General features: G+C 67.4%; 16 protein-coding genes. 7 read left to right on the top strand and 9 right to left on the bottom strand.

The annotated features are described in order from the left end of the window. Window positions 1-32: 32 nt before the first annotated feature. The 4 genes from ABF821_RS08760 to queA are packed head-to-tail and all read right to left on the bottom strand — an operon-like array spanning window position 33 to window position 3578. On the bottom strand, window positions 33-281 hold the full coding sequence (locus tag ABF821_RS08760; protein ID WP_415529729.1) for a ribbon-helix-helix domain-containing protein: 249 nt from the start codon (window positions 279-281) through the stop codon (window positions 33-35). After that, window positions 278-1351 (bottom strand): tRNA epoxyqueuosine(34) reductase QueG, encoded by a 1074-nt coding sequence (gene queG / locus ABF821_RS08755; protein WP_415529743.1) that lies wholly within the window; start codon window positions 1349-1351, stop codon window positions 278-280. Before queG ends, ABF821_RS08760 begins: the two co-directional genes overlap by 4 nt. Continuing rightward, window positions 1351-2514: a tRNA guanosine(34) transglycosylase Tgt gene (gene tgt, locus ABF821_RS08750; protein ID WP_415529728.1), complete on the bottom strand. Its 1164-nt coding sequence runs from the start codon at window positions 2512-2514 to the stop codon at window positions 1351-1353. Before tgt ends, queG begins: the two co-directional genes overlap by 1 nt. Beyond that, window positions 2511-3578 (bottom strand): tRNA preQ1(34) S-adenosylmethionine ribosyltransferase-isomerase QueA, encoded by a 1068-nt coding sequence (queA, locus tag ABF821_RS08745; protein ID WP_415529727.1) that lies wholly within the window; start codon window positions 3576-3578, stop codon window positions 2511-2513. Before queA ends, tgt begins: the two co-directional genes overlap by 4 nt. Window positions 3579-3693: 115 nt before the next feature. Between queA and ABF821_RS08740 the strand changes: the two genes are divergently transcribed. The 6 genes from ABF821_RS08740 to ABF821_RS08715 all read left to right on the top strand — a co-directional run bounded on the left by ABF821_RS08740 (window position 3694) and on the right by ABF821_RS08715 (window position 7871). After that, window positions 3694-3915 carry a hypothetical protein gene (locus ABF821_RS08740; protein WP_114728820.1) on the top strand — a complete coding sequence of 74 codons (222 nt, stop codon included), beginning with the start codon at window positions 3694-3696 and terminating at the stop codon, window positions 3913-3915. 17 nt (window positions 3916-3932) lie between these two features. Further along, a complete protein-coding gene (locus ABF821_RS08735) occupies window positions 3933-4424 on the top strand; it encodes a kinase inhibitor (protein ID WP_415529726.1) in 492 nt (163 codons plus the stop codon). Between the two features lie 96 nt (window positions 4425-4520). Next, entirely contained in the window at window positions 4521-4862 is a 342-nt protein-coding gene (locus ABF821_RS08730) for a hypothetical protein (RefSeq protein ID WP_182974002.1), read from the top strand. A gap of 74 nt (window positions 4863-4936) precedes the next feature. Next, the gene (locus ABF821_RS08725) at window positions 4937-6763 is read left to right on the top strand and encodes a copper resistance system multicopper oxidase (protein ID WP_415529725.1); all 1827 of its coding nucleotides are present in this window, start codon (window positions 4937-4939) and stop codon (window positions 6761-6763) included. Beyond that, a complete protein-coding gene (locus tag ABF821_RS08720; RefSeq protein WP_415529724.1) occupies window positions 6760-7539 on the top strand; it encodes a copper resistance protein B in 780 nt (259 codons plus the stop codon). Before ABF821_RS08725 ends, ABF821_RS08720 begins: the two co-directional genes overlap by 4 nt. A 29-nt stretch (window positions 7540-7568) precedes the next feature. Next, entirely contained in the window at window positions 7569-7871 is a 303-nt protein-coding gene (locus tag ABF821_RS08715) for a hypothetical protein (RefSeq protein ID WP_415529723.1), read from the top strand. Between the two features lie 16 nt (window positions 7872-7887). Here ABF821_RS08715 and ABF821_RS08710 read toward each other — a convergent pair whose 3' ends face one another. Continuing rightward, window positions 7888-8235, bottom strand: coding sequence for a metal-sensitive transcriptional regulator (locus ABF821_RS08710; protein ID WP_415529722.1), 348 nt, complete (start codon window positions 8233-8235; stop codon window positions 7888-7890). Between the two features lie 94 nt (window positions 8236-8329). On the opposite strand from ABF821_RS08710, the gene ABF821_RS08705 reads away from it, so the two are divergent. Then, a complete protein-coding gene (locus tag ABF821_RS08705) occupies window positions 8330-10726 on the top strand; it encodes a heavy metal translocating P-type ATPase (protein ID WP_415529721.1) in 2397 nt (798 codons plus the stop codon). 36 nt (window positions 10727-10762) lie between these two features. Here the strand turns inward: ABF821_RS08705 and ABF821_RS08700 are convergent, their stop codons facing one another. The 4 genes from ABF821_RS08700 to ABF821_RS08685 all read right to left on the bottom strand — a co-directional run. Beyond that, complete coding sequence (locus ABF821_RS08700) at window positions 10763-11386, bottom strand: nitroreductase family protein (RefSeq protein ID WP_415529720.1); 624 nt, start codon at window positions 11384-11386, stop codon at window positions 10763-10765. Window positions 11387-11737: 351 nt separating this feature from the next. Continuing rightward, on the bottom strand, window positions 11738-14989 hold the full coding sequence (locus tag ABF821_RS08695; RefSeq protein WP_415529719.1) for an efflux RND transporter permease subunit: 3252 nt from the start codon (window positions 14987-14989) through the stop codon (window positions 11738-11740). 208 nt (window positions 14990-15197) lie between these two features. Further along, on the bottom strand, window positions 15198-15698 hold the full coding sequence (locus ABF821_RS08690) for a Fur family transcriptional regulator (protein ID WP_182974009.1): 501 nt from the start codon (window positions 15696-15698) through the stop codon (window positions 15198-15200). Between the two features lie 47 nt (window positions 15699-15745). Further along, a partial coding sequence (locus tag ABF821_RS08685; protein WP_415529718.1) for an energy transducer TonB family protein occupies window positions 15746-16426 on the bottom strand: 681 nt, incomplete at its 5' end.

The raw sequence follows: 16426 nt of genomic DNA, 5'->3' as shown, positions 1-16426 counted from the left end.
TTTCCCGCCCAGATGTCCGGACCGATTCCGGTCTAGCACGCGGTCGGCTCCGCCCCCAAATCAGCGCGTGCCTGCTGGGCGTGCAACGCTGCGACCCGCAGGGCGGACGCCAGTGGCCGCGCCGGATCGCGTGCGGCATCGATCGCGGCAATCAGCGCGGGCAGACCCATGGCGCGCGCGCGTGCCATGTCCTCCAACGCTGCCCAGAATTCGGGTTCCAGCGCCACGCTGGTCCGATGTCCGGACAGGATCAGACTGCGCTTGACCAGACCGCCGCTCATCGGGGCAACCGCCCGACCGCCCAGCGCGCGGTCTCGGCCACCACCGCGTTCGCGTCCTCACACAAATCCTGCGCCACCGGCATCAGGGCCGCCTGCCCCGAATTGCCGACAGCCACCAGCACATTGCGCACGAACCGGTCACGGCCGATCCGCTTGACGGGAGAGCCCGAGAACAGGGCTCGGAATCCCGCGTCGTCCAGCCGCGCCAGGTCCGCCAGGCGCGGCGTCGTCAGATCCTCGCGTGCGCGCAACTTCATATGACGCGACTCCGTGGCAAAACGATTCCACGGACAGACGGCCAGACAATCGTCGCAGCCATAGATCCGATTGCCCATTGCCTCACGGAATGGCTCCGGAATCGGTCCGGGATTCTCGATCGTCAGATAGGAGATGCAGCGTCGCGCATCCAACTGGTACGGCGCGGGAAAGGCATCGGTCGGGCAGGCATCCAGGCAGCGGCGGCACGACCCGCACCGCCCGCCGGATTCGTCGGACGCCGGCAGGTCCAGGCTGGTGTAGATCTCGCCGAGGAACAGCCAGCTTCCATGTCGGCGCGAGACCAGATTGGTATGCTTGCCCTGCCAGCCGAGCCCCGCCTGCTCGGCCAGGGGTTTTTCCATCACCGGCGCCGTATCGACGAAGACCTTGACCTCGGGCGTGACGCCCGCGCGCGCGCCCTGGGCCACCACGAACTGGGCCAGATGCTTGAGCATGCCCTTGACCACATCGTGATAATCGCGATGGCGGGCATAGATCGAGATATTCCCCCGGTCCGCCAGACGTGTCGTTGCCAGCGCGTCGCCCGCGGGGGCGTAGGACAGGCCCAGCGCGATCACGCTCCTGGCCTCGGGCCACAGGGCACGCGGATCACCGCGCTGCTCCACCCGATCGGCCAGCCAGCCCATCGCGCCATGATGGCCGGCCGCCAGAAAATCGGCCAGATGTTGCCGGGCATCGTCCCCCAGCGCAGCCGCGCAGAAGCCCACCGCGTCGAAGCCCAGCGCCAGCGCCTTGTCGCGAATGGCATCGCGCAACGCGACGGCCCGGCCGGGCGGCAGGCCGCTTTCCATCACGGAACCGGCGGAATATCGGGCGGTGGCATCTCGTCCGGGGACCAATCCGCCATCGCCCATTGCGCGCGCAGCCATGCCGCGTGCGCCTCCAGCGTGCCCTCGATGATCGCTGCCCGGATGCCGCGCATAAGCCGCTGGTAATAGGACAGATTATGCCAGGTCAGCAGCATCGGCCCCAGGATCTCGTTCGCGCGGAACAGGTGATGCAGATAGGCACGGCTATGGCGCGTGCAGGCCAGGCAGTCGCAATGCGGCGAGATCGGGCGCGAATCCACCGCGTGCCGCGCGTTGCGCAGGTTCAGCGTGCCACGCTCGGTATAAGCCCGCGCCGTGCGCCCCGCGCGGGTTGGCATGACGCAGTCGAACATGTCCACGCCGCGCTCGACGCTGCCCAGCAGGTCGTCAGGCGTGCCCACGCCCATCAGGTAGCGCGGGCTGTCCCACGGGATCAGCGGCGTGGTGGCGTCCAGGGTCGAGAACATCAGTTCCTGCCCTTCGCCCACCGCCAGGCCGCCGATGGCGTACCCCTCGAAACCGATGCCGGTCAGGGCGCGCACGCTCTCCGCCCGCAGTTCGGCTTCGGTGCCGCCCTGGATGATGCCGTACTGGGCGTAGCCGGGGCGCTGCACGAAGGCTTCGCGGCAGCGGGCGGCCCAGCGCATCGACATCCGCATGGACTGCGCGATCACTTCGGGCGCGGCCGGCAGGGCCGGGCATTCGTCGAAACACATGGTGATGGTGGCATCCAGCGCGTGCTGGATGTCGGTCGAACGCTCCGGCGTCAGCCGGTGCTTGGAGCCATCGATGTGCGAGCTGAACGTTACCCCGTCCTGGTCCAGCTTGCGCAACGGGCCTAGCGACATGACCTGGAAGCCGCCGGAATCGGTCAGGATCGGCCCCGGCCAGTCCATGAAACGATGCAGGCCCCCCAGGGCGCGCACCCGTTCAGCCCCCGGCCGCAGCATCAGGTGATAGGTGTTGCCCAGCACGATGCCGGCGCCGGTCGAGCGCACCGCATCCATCGTCATCGCCTTGACGGTGCCGACGGTGCCCACGGGCATGAAGGTCGGGGTCGGCACCACGCCATGGGCGGTGTGCAGGTGCCCTGCCCGCGCGCGGCCGGAACGGGCCTGCTCGACCCAGCGGAATGACGTGCTCATGCTCCTGTTTCTCCCGGTGTCGGCGCGCGATGCAGCAGGCATGCGTCGCCGTAGGAGTAGAAGCGGTACCCCGTGCCGATGGCATGGGCATAAGCGTCGCGCATCCTGTCATATCCGGCAAAGGCGCAGACCAGCATGAACAGGGTCGAGCGCGGCAGGTGGAAATTGGTCATCAGCAGGTCCACCGCCCGGAAACGGTAGCCGGGGCGAATGAAGATCGCGGTGTCGTCGTCGAAGGGCCGGATCGTGCCGTCGGGGTCGGCCGCACTTTCCAGCAGGCGCAGCGACGTGGTGCCGACCGCCACGATCCGGCCGCCCGCGCGGCGGGTGCGGTTGAGCCGCTCGGCCGTCTCCTCGGTGATCACGCCGCGTTCGGCATGCATGCGGTGGCCGGCGATGCTGTCGCCGCGCACCGGCAGGAAAGTGCCGGCCCCGACATGCAGGGTCAGCGTGCAGCGCTCCACCTCCGCCGCGTCCAGCGCCGCCAGAAGCTGGGGGGTGAAATGGAGGCCCGCGGTGGGTGCGGCTACGGCGCCGCGATGGGCGGCGAAGATGGTGGCGTAGTCCTGCCGGTCCTGTTCGGTGGGTCCCTGGGGGCGGTCGATGTAGGGGGGGAGTGCGAGTACGCCCGCCTTCTGAAGAAAGGCGTCGAACGCCGCCCCCTCGGTATCGAAGCGCAGGATCACCCCGCCTTCGTCGTCACGCGACACGATGGCTGCCGTGTTGGACGTACCCGGAAACGTCAGCACGTCGCCGGCGCGCAGGCGGCGGGCATTGCGGGCCAGCGCGTGCCATGTGCCGTCGGGCAGGATCCGGTCCAGCGTGATGCCGATTTTCGCCTCGCCGCGTCGGGCGTCGAGTTGGGCGGGAATGACGGCCGTGTCGTTGGCCACCAGCAGGTCGCCCGGCCGCAGCAGCGACGGCAGGTCGCGCACCACCCGGTCGTGGAACGGGCCGGTCGGCATGACATCCAGCAGGCGTGCGGCATCGCGCGGGCGCGCCGGGTGCTCGGCGACCAGCGTGTGGGGCAGGTCGAAATCGAAATCGGAGACTTGATCACTCATCGGATGCCCCGTTTACGGAATCCGGCGCCGCGTGGCCAGCATGATGCGACGGTTGGACAGCGGCGGCGGCGGCGGTCAGAATGGCGTCCCTGCAATGCAAACCGGAGCCTGACCCATGTCCTATGCCGCGCTTGACGCCGCCCGCGTCGCCCGTGCCTGCAAATCGGCGCTGACCGTTCTGGAAAGCAGCGATGAAACGTCCGAAGCCCATGTGCGCAAGACGCTGATGGTCCAGCGTATTGCCGCCCTGGCCGAAGCGGCCTCGGAATCCCCGGCCGGCGGTGCCGTCGTGACCCTGACGTCGGAAGAGTTCTGGCTGGTCAGCAAGAACTGGTAAGCGAAGGACAGACCCACATGACATTCACCCTGACCAGCCGGGCCTTCAAGGACGGTGAGCGCCTGCCGGACGCCCAGGTCTTTGACGGCATGGGCTATCGCGGCGGCAATATCTCGCCGCCGCTGGCCTGGAGCGGCGCGCCCGAGGGCACGCGCAGCTTCGCCATTACGATGTACGACCCCGATGCGCCCACCGGCTCGGGCTGGTGGCATTGGGTGGCCGTGAACATTCCGGCGACCGTCACCGCCCTGGCCGCCGGTGCCGGATCGGGCGATGCGGATTTGCCCGAAGGCGCGTTCATGACCCGCACGGATTTCGGCGGCAACGTCTATGGCGGCGCGGCCCCCCCGCCCGGCCCGGCGCACCGCTACATCTTTACCGTCCACGCGCTGGATACCGAGACGCTGAGCGTGCCCAGCGATGCCTCGGGCGCCATGGTCGGCTTCTTCCTGCACAGCCATTCCCTCGGCTCGGCCAGCCTGACGGCCCTGTTCGGCAAGGACGCCTGACCGGAACCGACCCCGGAAAAGACTTTCCCCGTATGCCCCCAGAGGGTATACGGGCCGGTGAAGCCGCGTTTTCGCGTCGGAGCACAGGAGCCCTGGATGGTCAGGACACATGCCCGGATTTCGACAGGTCTTCTGGTCTGCCTGCTGATGCAGGTGTGGCTGCTGGTCGGCTTCGTTCCTGCCCATGCGGACGCGCCCCCGGTGATGCACCATCACGGGGCCACCATGGTGACGCACCATTGCACCGACATGAACCACAGTGACAAATGCTGCCATGTCCATGCCGCGTCGGCCGATCTGTCGCCTCCGGTGACGATTCTGCCGGCGGAGCTGCAACCGGAAATGCGCAGGCAGCCCTTTGTGGCGTACAGTCTGGCCGTCCCCCCCAGCACGGACGGGATGCCGTCTTTCAGGCCACCGAAAATCCGCGCTGTCTGAACGCCTGACGGGCGTCCTGCGTCCTGCCATCTGCCGGTGGCCTGTTCTGACACTGTTTTAGCGGATCCTTAGCTATGTCCATACCGTCCCGCATGGCGGGCGGCCTGACACGTCGCCGTTTTGTCGCGCGCGTGGGGGCGGGCGGTCTTCTGGCCGCCCTCCCGCGCCCGTCGCAGGCGCAGGCCACGCCGCCCGGCGTGCCGCCGGCCGCCGCTTCGGCGACCTGGAATTTGAATGTCGGCCGCGCGCATATCGAAATCGACCGCAAAAGCCTGAACGCGCCCTGTATCGGGGGCAGCGTTCCCGGCCCCATCCTGCGCTGGCGGCAGGGCGACATTGTTACGATCAACGTGACCAACGGATTGGAGAACGCAGACACCTCCATCCACTGGCACGGCATCCGTCTGCCCGCGGCCATGGATGGCGTGCCGGGCCTGAGCTTTGCCGGCATCCGGCCCGGCGAGACCTTTACCTATCGCTTTCGCGTCCATCAGAGCGGGACATACTGGTATCACAGCCATTCCGGCATGCAGGAAGTGCAGGGGCTGTACGGCGCCGTCGTGATCGACCCGCGCGAGCCGGACCCGGAACCCTGTGACCGGGACTATGTGATCCTGCTGTCGGAATGGACCGACGTGGCGCCGTCGGACATCGTCAGCAACCTGAAGATGCAGGATGATTACTACACTTTCCGCCAGCGTACCGCCGCATCCTTTCCGGCTGACGCGCGCCGGGCGGGTGGCGCGATCGCCGCGCTGAAGGACAGGCTGGCATGGTCGCGGATGCGGATGGCCGCCACCGATATCTCGGATGTCAGCGGGATCATCTACACCTATCTGCTCAACGGCCATGCGCCCGACATGAACTGGAACGGCCTGTTCCGGCCCGGCGAGCGGATTCGCCTGCGCTTCATCAACGCCGCGTCCATGACGTTCTTCGATATCCGCATTCCCGGACTGGAGATGCTGGTGGTGCAGGCCGACGGCAACGACGTGGACCCTGTGCCCGTGGACGAGTTTCGGATCGGCGTGGCCGAGACCTATGACGTGATCGTCCGGCCGACGGAGGGCCGGGCCTACACGATCTTCGCGCAGAGCGAGGACCGCACGGGTTTTGCCCGCGGCACGCTGGCGCCGCGGGCGGGCATGGCCGGCGTGATCCCGCCGATGGACCCCCGCCCCGTGCGCACGATGATCGACATGGGCATGGGAAACATGGGCATGGGCGACATGAAACCCGGCGAGAGCATGAAGGACATGGATATGTCCGGCATGGCGGGCTCCGGTGGCATGAGCGACATGGGCAGTATGGGCGGCATGGATATGGCGCATGGAGCTATGCCCGGCATGGGCGACATGCCCATGGCCAAGCCGGCGATGGAGGTGGATGACCCCGGACCGCCGCCGCTCAATGTCGAGAACCAGAATGTCGCCATGATGCCGGTGGACCGGCTGGGCAGCCCCGGAGACGGGCTGGAGGAGAACGGCCGGCGGGTCCTGACCTACAAGCAACTGAGAGCCACCCGGCCGGGCGCCGATCCGCGCCCGCCCACGCGGGAGATCATCCTGCATCTGACCGGGAACATGGAACGCTATATCTGGGGCTTCAACGGCCGGAAATTCTCGGAATCGGGGCCGATCCGGCTGAAACTGGGCGAGCGGGTGCGCTTTACGCTGATCAACGACACGATGATGGAGCACCCGATCCATCTGCACGGATTATGGAGCGAACTGGAAAACGGCCAGGGGGATTATCGCCCTTACAAACACACGATCATTTCCCAGCCGGGGTCGCGCCTGAGCTACCTCGTGACCGCCGATGTGCCGGGCATGTGGGCCTATCACTGCCACCTCATCTACCATATGGATCTTGGCATGTTCCGCACGGTGATCGTGGCATGAAGGGCGCGCTGCTGGTGACGGCGCTTATGCCGTTTCTGCTCGCGGGGCCGGCATGGGCGCAGGGTTCGGGCACGCACTATGTCGCCGCCGATGCGCCCTCCGCGACGCCGGTCGCCTATCTGGGCGACATGCCGCCCGTCATGGACCATGAACGCTATTTCCACGGTATTCTCGACCAGTTCGAGGGACGGTATGCGGCGGGCGGCTCCGCCTTTCGCTGGGATGGCGAAGCCTGGTACGGCACGGACTACAACCGGATCTGGCTCAAATCCGAAGGGACGGTCCAGAACGGCAAGCTGGGCGATGGGGACCACGAAATTCTCTACAGCCGCGCGATCTCGACCTATTTCAATCTTCAGGGCGGTGTGCGGGCGGACCTCGATGACGGGCCGACCCGGACGTGGGGCGCATTCGGCATACAGGGGCTCGCGCTCTATCAGTTCGAGGTGCAGGCCACGGCCTATGTCAGCGACCGGGGGCGTTTCGCCAGCCGGGTGGAAGGGTCTTACGATTTCCTGCTGACCAATCGGCTGATCCTTCAGCCGCAGGCCGAGTTCAATCTGTACACCAAGGCCGATGCGGCGCGGCAGGTGGGCGCCGGGCTGTCGGATGTGGATGCCGGGCTGCGCCTTCGGTACGAAATCTGGCGGAAATTCGCGCCTTATGTGGCCGTGACCTATGCGGGGCATCTGACCCAGGGCCGCCGGATCGTCCGCGACCAGGGCGGGGAGACCGGCACGCTTCGCTTTACCTTCGGCATTCGAAGCTGGTTCTGAATATTCATGAAAGAAACAAGGATATTTCCATGCGTTCCATTCTCTCCGCCCTGATGGCCGCGCTCTTCGCCGCTACGGCCCATGCCGCGCCGATGCGGATGGTATCCGGCATGGCCATGGATTCGATGAAAAACGCGCCTGCGACGCGGGCGCCGGACCCGTTGGCCGGGATGTCGATGGAACAGCAGATGGCGCTCTGTTCCAGCCTTGAAAGCCAGGAACGGCAGGGCAAGACCCTGTCAGCGGCCATGAAGCAGCGGAGTGCCGCCTGCCATGGCATGACAATGGGGGCATCGGCGCAGGCCGCGCCGCCAGCGACCCAGGAACGCTGAGAACGCTGGGCGCGTGCTAACGCAGCATGCGCCTGACGACGCCGAGCAGTTCGTCGATGGCCTCCTCGCCGCCATCCTCTCTCACCGCCTTGCGCACGCACCCGCTGGCATGGGTGGACAGAAGCTGGATGGCGACGCCATCCAGCGCCGATTTGACGGCGGAAATCTGCATGAGGATATCCACGCAATACCGGTCGTTCTCAACCATGCTCAGCACGCCGCCGATCTGCCCCTCGATCCGGCGCAGGCGGTTGATCAGAGCCTTTTTCTGCGGCTGACGAACGCGCTTGCCCGTGTCATCCGCCTCCACCACGCACTCGGTGCAGGTGTCGGCGGCGGTCGGCTTTCGACGCTGTGTTGCCATGCCTGTGCTGCCTCCTGCCGGCGTTTGCAATCGTTCCCTTGAATATACCGGGGTGGGGTATAATATCCAGCGCGTAGTACCGGGGAGAGAAACAGTGTCCGTGACGGTCAGTTTTCCGGTTGGCGGCATGAGCTGCGCGGCCTGCGCCGCCCGTATCGAGAAAGTGCTGAACCGGCAGGATGGCGTGACGGCGACGGTGAATTTCGCCACCGAGCGCGCGCAGGTCGTTCTGGACAACCCTGCCACGCCGATCGAGCCCGTTGTCGAGGCCGTGCGCAAGGCCGGGTTCGATGTCGCGGAACGCAGTATCGACCTGTCGCTCTCCGGCATGAGTTGCGCGGCCTGCGCGGCCCGCATCGAGAAAATCCTCAACACGCTGCCCATGACGCGGGCGACCGTGAATTTCGCCACCGAACGCGCGCATATCGTGTTCGTACCCGGAATCGTGGAGCCCCAGACCTTCATCGCCCGCATCGAGAAGGCCGGGTTCGGCGCGAAGCGGCTGGATGACGGCGTGCGTGAGGACCCGCAGGCCGAACGCGCGAAGACATGGATCGCCGAGCGGAACCTCTTTATCCTGACGGCGGTCCTTTCCCTGCCCTTCTTCGTGCAGATGGCGGGGATGCTCGCCGGGCATAGGGCGATGATGCCCGGCTGGCTGCAATTGGTGTTTGCGACGCCGGTGCAGGTTTTCTGTGCGTGGCATCTGTATCGGCGGGCGTGGAATGCGCTGCGCGGGGGCTCGGCCAACATGGATGTGCTGGTGGTGCTGGGCACCGGCATCGCCTACGGGTTCAGCGCCGTGGTGGTGCTGTTCCAGCTTCATCAGCCCGTCTATTTCGAGGCCAGCGCGTCCATCCTCACGCTGATCTCGCTCGGAAAACTGATGGAGACCAGGGCGAAGAACCGGGCCAGCGCCGGGATCGCGCGCCTGCTTCAGCTTCAGCCGCCGGTTGCGCATGTCGAACGCGGCGGCGATGTGATCGACCGGCCGGTGGCCGATATCCGGGTGGGAGATATTGTCGTCATTCGTCCCGGCGAGAGCGTGCCTGTGGATGCGACGGTGATCGAGGGCGCGTCGGACATCGACGAATCCATGCTGACGGGTGAGAGCATGCCCGTGCTCAAGAAACCCGATGAGCGGGTCTTCGGCGGCACCCTGAATGCCAACGGCGTGCTGCGGGCCAGGGCGACCGGCGTGGGCGCGGATACCGCGCTGGCGCACATCGTGCGGATGGTCGAACAGGCGCAGGGGTCCAAGGCCAGCGTGCAGCGGCTGGCCGACCGGGTTGCGAACATTTTCGTCCCGACCGTGGTGGCGCTTGCGATCGTCACGTTTTTCGCCGGCTGGGGGGTGACGGGGGACGCCATATGGGCCCTGGTTTCGGCGGTTTCGGTGCTTGTGATTGCCTGCCCCTGTTCGCTCGGGCTGGCCACGCCGACCGCGATCATGGTCGGTACGGGGCTGGGCGCGCGTTCGGGCATTCTGTTCCGCAATGCGGACGCGCTGGAACAGGCGGAAAAGCTGACGACCATGATCGTGGACAAGACCGGCACGCTGACGCTGGGCCGGCCGACCGTCAGCGACCTGTACCCCGCGCCGGGAAGCCGTGAGACCGAATTGCTGGACGTGGCCTACGCGCTGGAGCGGGATTCGGAGCATCCGCTGGCGCGCGCGATCGTGGACCATGCGCAGGCCGCCCGTAGTGCCGAACGGGCTGTCGTGGATTTTCAGGCGGTTGCGGGGCTGGGGGTGACGGCCATGCTGGACGGTGCCGTTGCCCGCCTGGGTTCGCCCCGGTTTCTGGCGGAGGCCGGGCTGGCCGTGGACGAGGCCCTGGTCGGGCGGCTGGAAAGCGCGGGCAAGACCGTTATCGGCGTGGCGCTTGCCGCGCGGGTGCTTGGGTATATCGCCCTTGCGGACCGGCTGCGGCCGGACTCGGTTGCGACCGTGGCCGCCCTGAAGCAGGCCGGACTTCGGGTGGTGATGCTGACCGGGGACAATCAGCGCGCGGCGGCGATGGTGGCGAAGCAGGTCGGCGTGGACGATTATCTGGCCGGCGTGCTGCCCGGCCACAAGGCGGAGGCCGTGGAGCGATATCGCGCGCAGGGCGGTGTGGTCGGCATGGTGGGCGATGGCATCAACGATGCGCCGGCGCTGGCGGCGGCCGATGTGGGCTTCGCGATCGGTGGCGGTTCGGCCATTGCGCTGGAAACGGCGGATGTGGTGCTAATGAACAGCGAATTGACCAGCGTTCTGGATGCGATTTCACTCTCGCGCGCCACGCTGTCCAAGATCCGGCAGAATCTGTTTTTCGCTTTTATCTACAATATTCTGGGGTTGCCGCTGGCCGCGCTGGGCATGCTCAACCCGATCGTGGCCGGAGCGGCGATGGCCATGAGTTCCGTCTCGGTGGTCAGCAATTCCCTGCTGCTCAACCGCTGGAAGCCGTTGGGCAGGCCCCGCGATGATCGGCAGGGGGCGGCGTGAGAGCCGCCGCCCCCCCGGCCGGTCCATGCATCGGCCTTATGCGTCGGTCTGGGTCGGGAACCGCCCTTCGAACGCCAGGTCGGACAGCGGCCGGCGGCCCGATGGCGTTTCACGCGCGCGCAGCCCTTCGGGCAGGATGTCGGCCGGTCCCTTGCGGCCGATGACGATGGCCGCGTTCAGCGCGTAATCGTCCGGCAGTTCCAGGCCCGCTCGGGCGACTTCCTTGTCGAACCCGCTGACCGGGTGCGTCGCCCAGCCCGCGCGGGCGGCCTGAAGCTGCACCAGCATCGCCGCCGCGCCGGCATCGAAGGCATGGGTGGGGGCGGGCACGGGCTCGGCCTGCCCCGCCGCGCTGGTCACCGTGTGCGAGGCGACATAGACCAGCGCCGAGGCATGCTGCGCCCAGGAATGGTTGAACGGGATCAGCCAGGACAGGAACCGCTCCCAATCGGGTGTGTCCCGCCGGGCATAGAGAAAGCGCCAGGGCTGGGAATTATAGGCGGATGGCGCCCAGCGGCCGGCATCGAGGAGGGCCAGCAGGTCTGCTTCGGCAATCGGAGCGGCGGCAAAGGCGCGCGGGGACCAGCGGTCGAGGATCAGCGGCTCGACGGGTGTTTCGGACACGCGCCCGGAGGATTCGGGCCTGGAAGATTCAGCCATGGTGATCAACCTCTTTTACAACATGCATCACAAAGCGGATGTCGTCATCGTCATGGACGACGGAGCGGGCGCGGTCCGGCCATGAGGTCGTGACATTGCGGCCCGCTGACATATCATCACGCCCTATCGTTTGATCAGACTTTAGTCATGGTGTCATGTGGATATTATTAATACGAACATATATCGTGATTATATCGCTTCCTGTGATCCTGGCTGGGTCAAATCGCTCTGGCATTATGGTCACCGCCGCGCCATGCGGCGCCGAGGCGCAGATTGTCGGCCATCGTTTCGGCGACCAGCAGGTGCCGGCACGGGATGAAAGAGAAAAAATTCTTTCGTAATCATGATTCCTTACACGCTCATGCGCCGGCCCGCCGCCCTTGGCCGGCGGGCGCCCCATGCCGCCATCCTGGCCACCAGAAGATAGACGGCTGGCGTGGTGAACATGGTCTGGGCCTGGCTGACGACGAGACCGCCGATCAGCGCGATGCCCAGCGGCTGGCGCAGTTCCATCCCGTAACCCCCCGTCAGCACCAGCGGCAGCGCGCCGAGGGCGGCGGCGCAACTGGTCATGACGATCGGCCGCAGGCGCAGCAGGCACGCCTGCTGGATCGCCTCCTGTGCCGTCAGGCCCTGCGCGCGTTCGGCATGGATGGCGAAATCGACCAGCAGGATGGCGTTCTTGAGCGAGATCCCGGTCAGCAGCAGCATGGCGATGGCCGCCATGCCCGAGAAGGGCAGGCCGAACAGGCCCAGCGCGATGACCGCGCCGACCCCGGCCGAGGGGATGGTGGAGAGGATGGTCAGGGGATGCAGCACGTTCTCGTAGAGCATGCCCAGCGTGAGATAGACGGCGAGGATCGCGCTGCCGATCAGGATCTCGGTATCGTGGGTGTTCCGGCCGAGGTCGCCCTCGTCGCTCTGCAATTCGCCGCCGACCGCATCGGGCAGGTGCAGCGCCAGCCGCTCGGCGTCGATGATCGCCGTGACCTGCGACTGGCTGACGCCCGGCGCCAGTTCCAGCGCCAGCGACGCCGAACTGGCGTAGCCCAGATGGGTGACGGCCCCCGGGTCGAGGCTGGGCGTGATCCGGGCGACCACCGGGAGCGGCACCAGGGTTTCCGCCCCCGTGGCCACCGCCGAGCCGGTCGAGGCATTGGCGCCGCCGGCCAGGCTGTTGGCGATCCGGTTGCGGAAGGCCGTGCTGGCGGCGGCCGATGTGGCGACGCGGACGGTGTTCGAAGCCGAACGGCCCGAGGCCGAGCCGCCGGAGGGGCTGATCCAGAATTGGTGCAGGATGGCCGGGTCACGCAGGAAGCGGTCCTGGACCGTCAGCACCACGTTATACTGGCCCTGCGGCGTATAGACGACCGAAGCTGTGGTCTGGCCCAGCGCATCGGACAATGTGTGGCCGATCACCTGCGGCGTGACGCCCACGCGGGCGGCGGTGTCGCGGTCGATGGCCAGCGTGATCCCCTGCCCCGGCGGGTCGATATCGGGATCGACCGTGGTGAATTCGGAGTGGTGGCGCAGGGCCTGCGCCAGCCGACGGGCGGCGGGGCCCAGAAGCCGGTCGTCGTCGCTGCGCAGGATGTAGCTGAGGCCGCTGCTGTTCGACCCTACGCGCATCATCAGGTTGCCCGGCGCCTGCGCATGGTATTCGGCGTGAACGTCCCGCCCCATGCGGGCCGCCGCGCGGGCGGCGATGACCGGCGCGGGGTCGCGCCCGGTCGAACGGTCGCGGAGCGTGGCGAAGACCATGCCGTGGCTGCTGCCTTCGTCGGTATCGAGATAGGCGACGACATGCGCAACGCCCGGATCGGCCAGCAGGACGCGGCTGAACCGCTCCAGCCGGGCCTTGGTCTGGGCCATGGAACTGCCGGTTGCGCGCGAGCCGCCGGAGACGATCCCGATATCCTGACGCGGGAACACGATCTTGGGCATGCGGACGAACAGCGCCACACCCAGCACCAGCATCAGCGGGAGCAGCAGCGCGCCACGGCCCGGATGCGCCACGCAGAAGGCCAGTGCCCGGCGATACAGGCTACCCCGCTGCTTTTCATGTTCCAGCAGGGCGGCGGCATCCGCGTGATGGAACCCGCGCGCACCGATGCCGCGTGCCTCGGCCAGCCGCATGCAGAGCGCCGTCAGGCAGGGTGTCGCCATGCAGGACAGGACCAGCGACACGATCACCGCGATGCCGACCGTACCGGCGAATTCCCGGAACAGCCGCCCCGTGAGCCCCGAGGCCAGCCCGATCGGCAGGAATACCGCCAGCACCGACACGGTGATCGACAGCAGGGTGAACAGCACCTCGCCTGCGCCCGCGATCGCGGCATCCTCCGGCGACAGGCCGCGCGCGCGATGGCGCATGATGTTTTCGATCACCACGATGGCGTCGTCGACCACAAGGCCGGTCACCACCGTGAGGGCCATGAGCGAGAGATTGTCCAGCCCGAAGCCCGCCAGCTTCATCGGCCCGAGGCTTGCGACCAGGCAGCAGGGCACGACGATCGCGGCCGCGATGGAGGCCGTCCATGACCGCAGGAATGCCCACACCACACCCAGCGCCAGCAGGCAGGCCAGCAGCAGCGTCAGCATCGTATGATGCAGCGAAGAACGGATGACGGCCGAGCCGTCGCGCGCCACCGCGATATCGGCGCCGGGCGGCATCAGCATGCGCAGGCGCGGCAGGCGCGCCCGCACCGCATCGACGATGCCCACGAGGTTGGCGCCCGGCTGAGCCCGGACCATGAGCGTCAGCGCCGGCTTGCCGTCGAAGAACGCGGCGGCGTTTACATCCTGCATGCCGTCGGTGACGGTGGCCATTTCGGCCAGCCTGACCGGGTGGCCATTCTTGTAGGCGATGACCAGGTCGCGATAGGCCGCCGCGTGCTCCGCCTGGTCGTTCACCGCGAGCTGGTAGCGGCGCTCTCCCAGGTCGATCACCCCTTTAGGCGTGTGGGCGTTGGCGGAGGCCAGGGCCGCGCGCAGATCCTCGAACCCGATCCCGTATTTGAAGAAGGCGAGCGGGTTCATGGCCACGCGGACCGCCGGATCGGAACTGCCGACCAGCGTGACGTCCCCGACCCCCTGGACCTGTAAAAGCATCGGGCGGAGCGTGGTATTGACCAGATTATGAAGCTGGGACATCGGCTGCATGCCCGGCGTGACGGCCAGGATCAGCACCGGCGTCGCATTGGGATTGGCGCGACGATATTGCGGGTCCGACCCCGGTGTGGTCGGCAGGTCCATACGCGCGGCCCGCAGCGCCGCCTCGACATCGCGCGCGGCGCCGTTGAGGTCTCGCCCCAATGCGAAGCCCAGCGAAATCTGCGTGCGTCCGCGCGACGATGTGGAAACCATCTGCGTCACGCCGGCGATATTGCCCAGACGCCGTTCCAGCGGGGCGGCCATGGTGCGGGCCATGACCTCGGGCGAGCCGCCGGCCTGGGACGCGGTGACCGAGATGACCGGCAGATCGACATCGGGCAGGTCGGACACCGGCAGGCGCGGCAGCGCCAGCAGACCGGACAGGACCGCCGACACCAGCAGCAGCAGGGTCGCCACCGGGTGACGGACGAACCAGACAATGACTTTCAACGCCCGACACCTATCCCGCCCAGGCGGCCGCTCTTTCCATGACGCGCGGCAGGGGGGATTTTCCTCCGGCCAGACCGAGCGGTTCCGAAAGATTCAGAGTCTGTTTGCACCATGTCGATGTGTGGCCCCGATGCCCGCGCGCACCGCAGCATGGACAATGCGCGCCGGATCGCCGGAGGGCGATTGTCCGGGCAGCCTGCCAGACAGCCTATGAGAGTCCGACCGGCACCACCGTAACCGATGCCCCCTGCACCGCCAGCCCGCGCTCGGCGGCGATGCGGTGCAGCAGGCTTGCGATTTCCGTCACGTCGCATGGAATTTTCCGGCCGGTTCCGGCCTCGACAAAGGTGATCAGGGGGGCAACCCTGCGCTCGGAGGGCACCCGGTAGCGCCAGACCCGGTCCGGCCCGACCTCGCGCCGCAGCACGTCATGCTCCACCAGCAGGTTCAGGTTGCGCTGGATCGAGCCCTGGGTCGGGGCGTGCCCCGTCATCATCGCCGCGATGGTCTTCCAGATCCCGACCGCGGTGGCGCCTGGACCGGCTTCGAGCACGCCATGCAGCAGCACGCGACGCAGGTCGGTCATCTTCAGCCCGGCTTCGCGGCAGCATTGCTCCAGCCGGCGGACCTGTTCGCGGCCGGCACCCATGCCGGGGCGGATCTGATGGATATCGGGGGGAGAGCGACGATGTTCGGGGAAGGCAAGCATGCGGGCGATCCTCTCACGATCTGCGGGAACATCAGTTCGGGGAAACATCAGTTCGGGTGGATGTAGAATTCGACGGGCACGGTCAGCGTGATCGGGTCGCCCTTCACCTCGTCGGGCGGGACCGGCAGCGGTTCGGCACGCCGCACCAGCGCCAGGGTTTCCTGATCCAGCAGGCTGTGCCCGGAGCTGGTTTCGATCGTGGCCGACAGCACATGGCCCTTGCGGTCCATCGCGAAATGCAAATAAGCCGTGCCTTCCTGCCGGTCGGCCTGGGCTTCCGCCGGGTAGCGCTTGAATTTTTCCAACTGCGCCAGCAGCGCCCCCTGCCATGTGACCGGATCGTGCGCGGCATGCGAGGACGAGGCGCCCGGCGCGGGGGCCGCCTGATCCGGCGCCGGCGGGGCCTCCGACGAGGGAGGGGCCGTGGTGGCCTCGGCCGGCGGGGTCTTGTCCGGGATCGGCTTCTTCTGCAACAGCGTCGGCTTGGTCTTCTTTTTGATGATCTTGCGCTTTTCCTCCTTCGGCACCACGAGCGGCGGGTTGGGCGCGGGCGATGGCGGGGCGGTGATCCTGGGCGGTGGCTCGGGTTGCGGATCGGGCACCGAGACGGTCTGCTGCGGGCCGACCGGGGCGTCGGTCGGCGGCGTGGGGGTGGAAACCGGTTCGGGCGCAAGGTCGATGGCGATCGCGGCGGGGGGTGGCTCGGGCACCGGCATCCCCGGGGGTGG

The organism is Gluconacetobacter sp. (assembly GCF_047721585.1).
GTDB lineage: Bacteria > Pseudomonadota > Alphaproteobacteria > Acetobacterales > Acetobacteraceae > Gluconacetobacter > Gluconacetobacter dulcium.
This window is presented reverse-complemented; position numbering and strand designations above follow the sequence as displayed.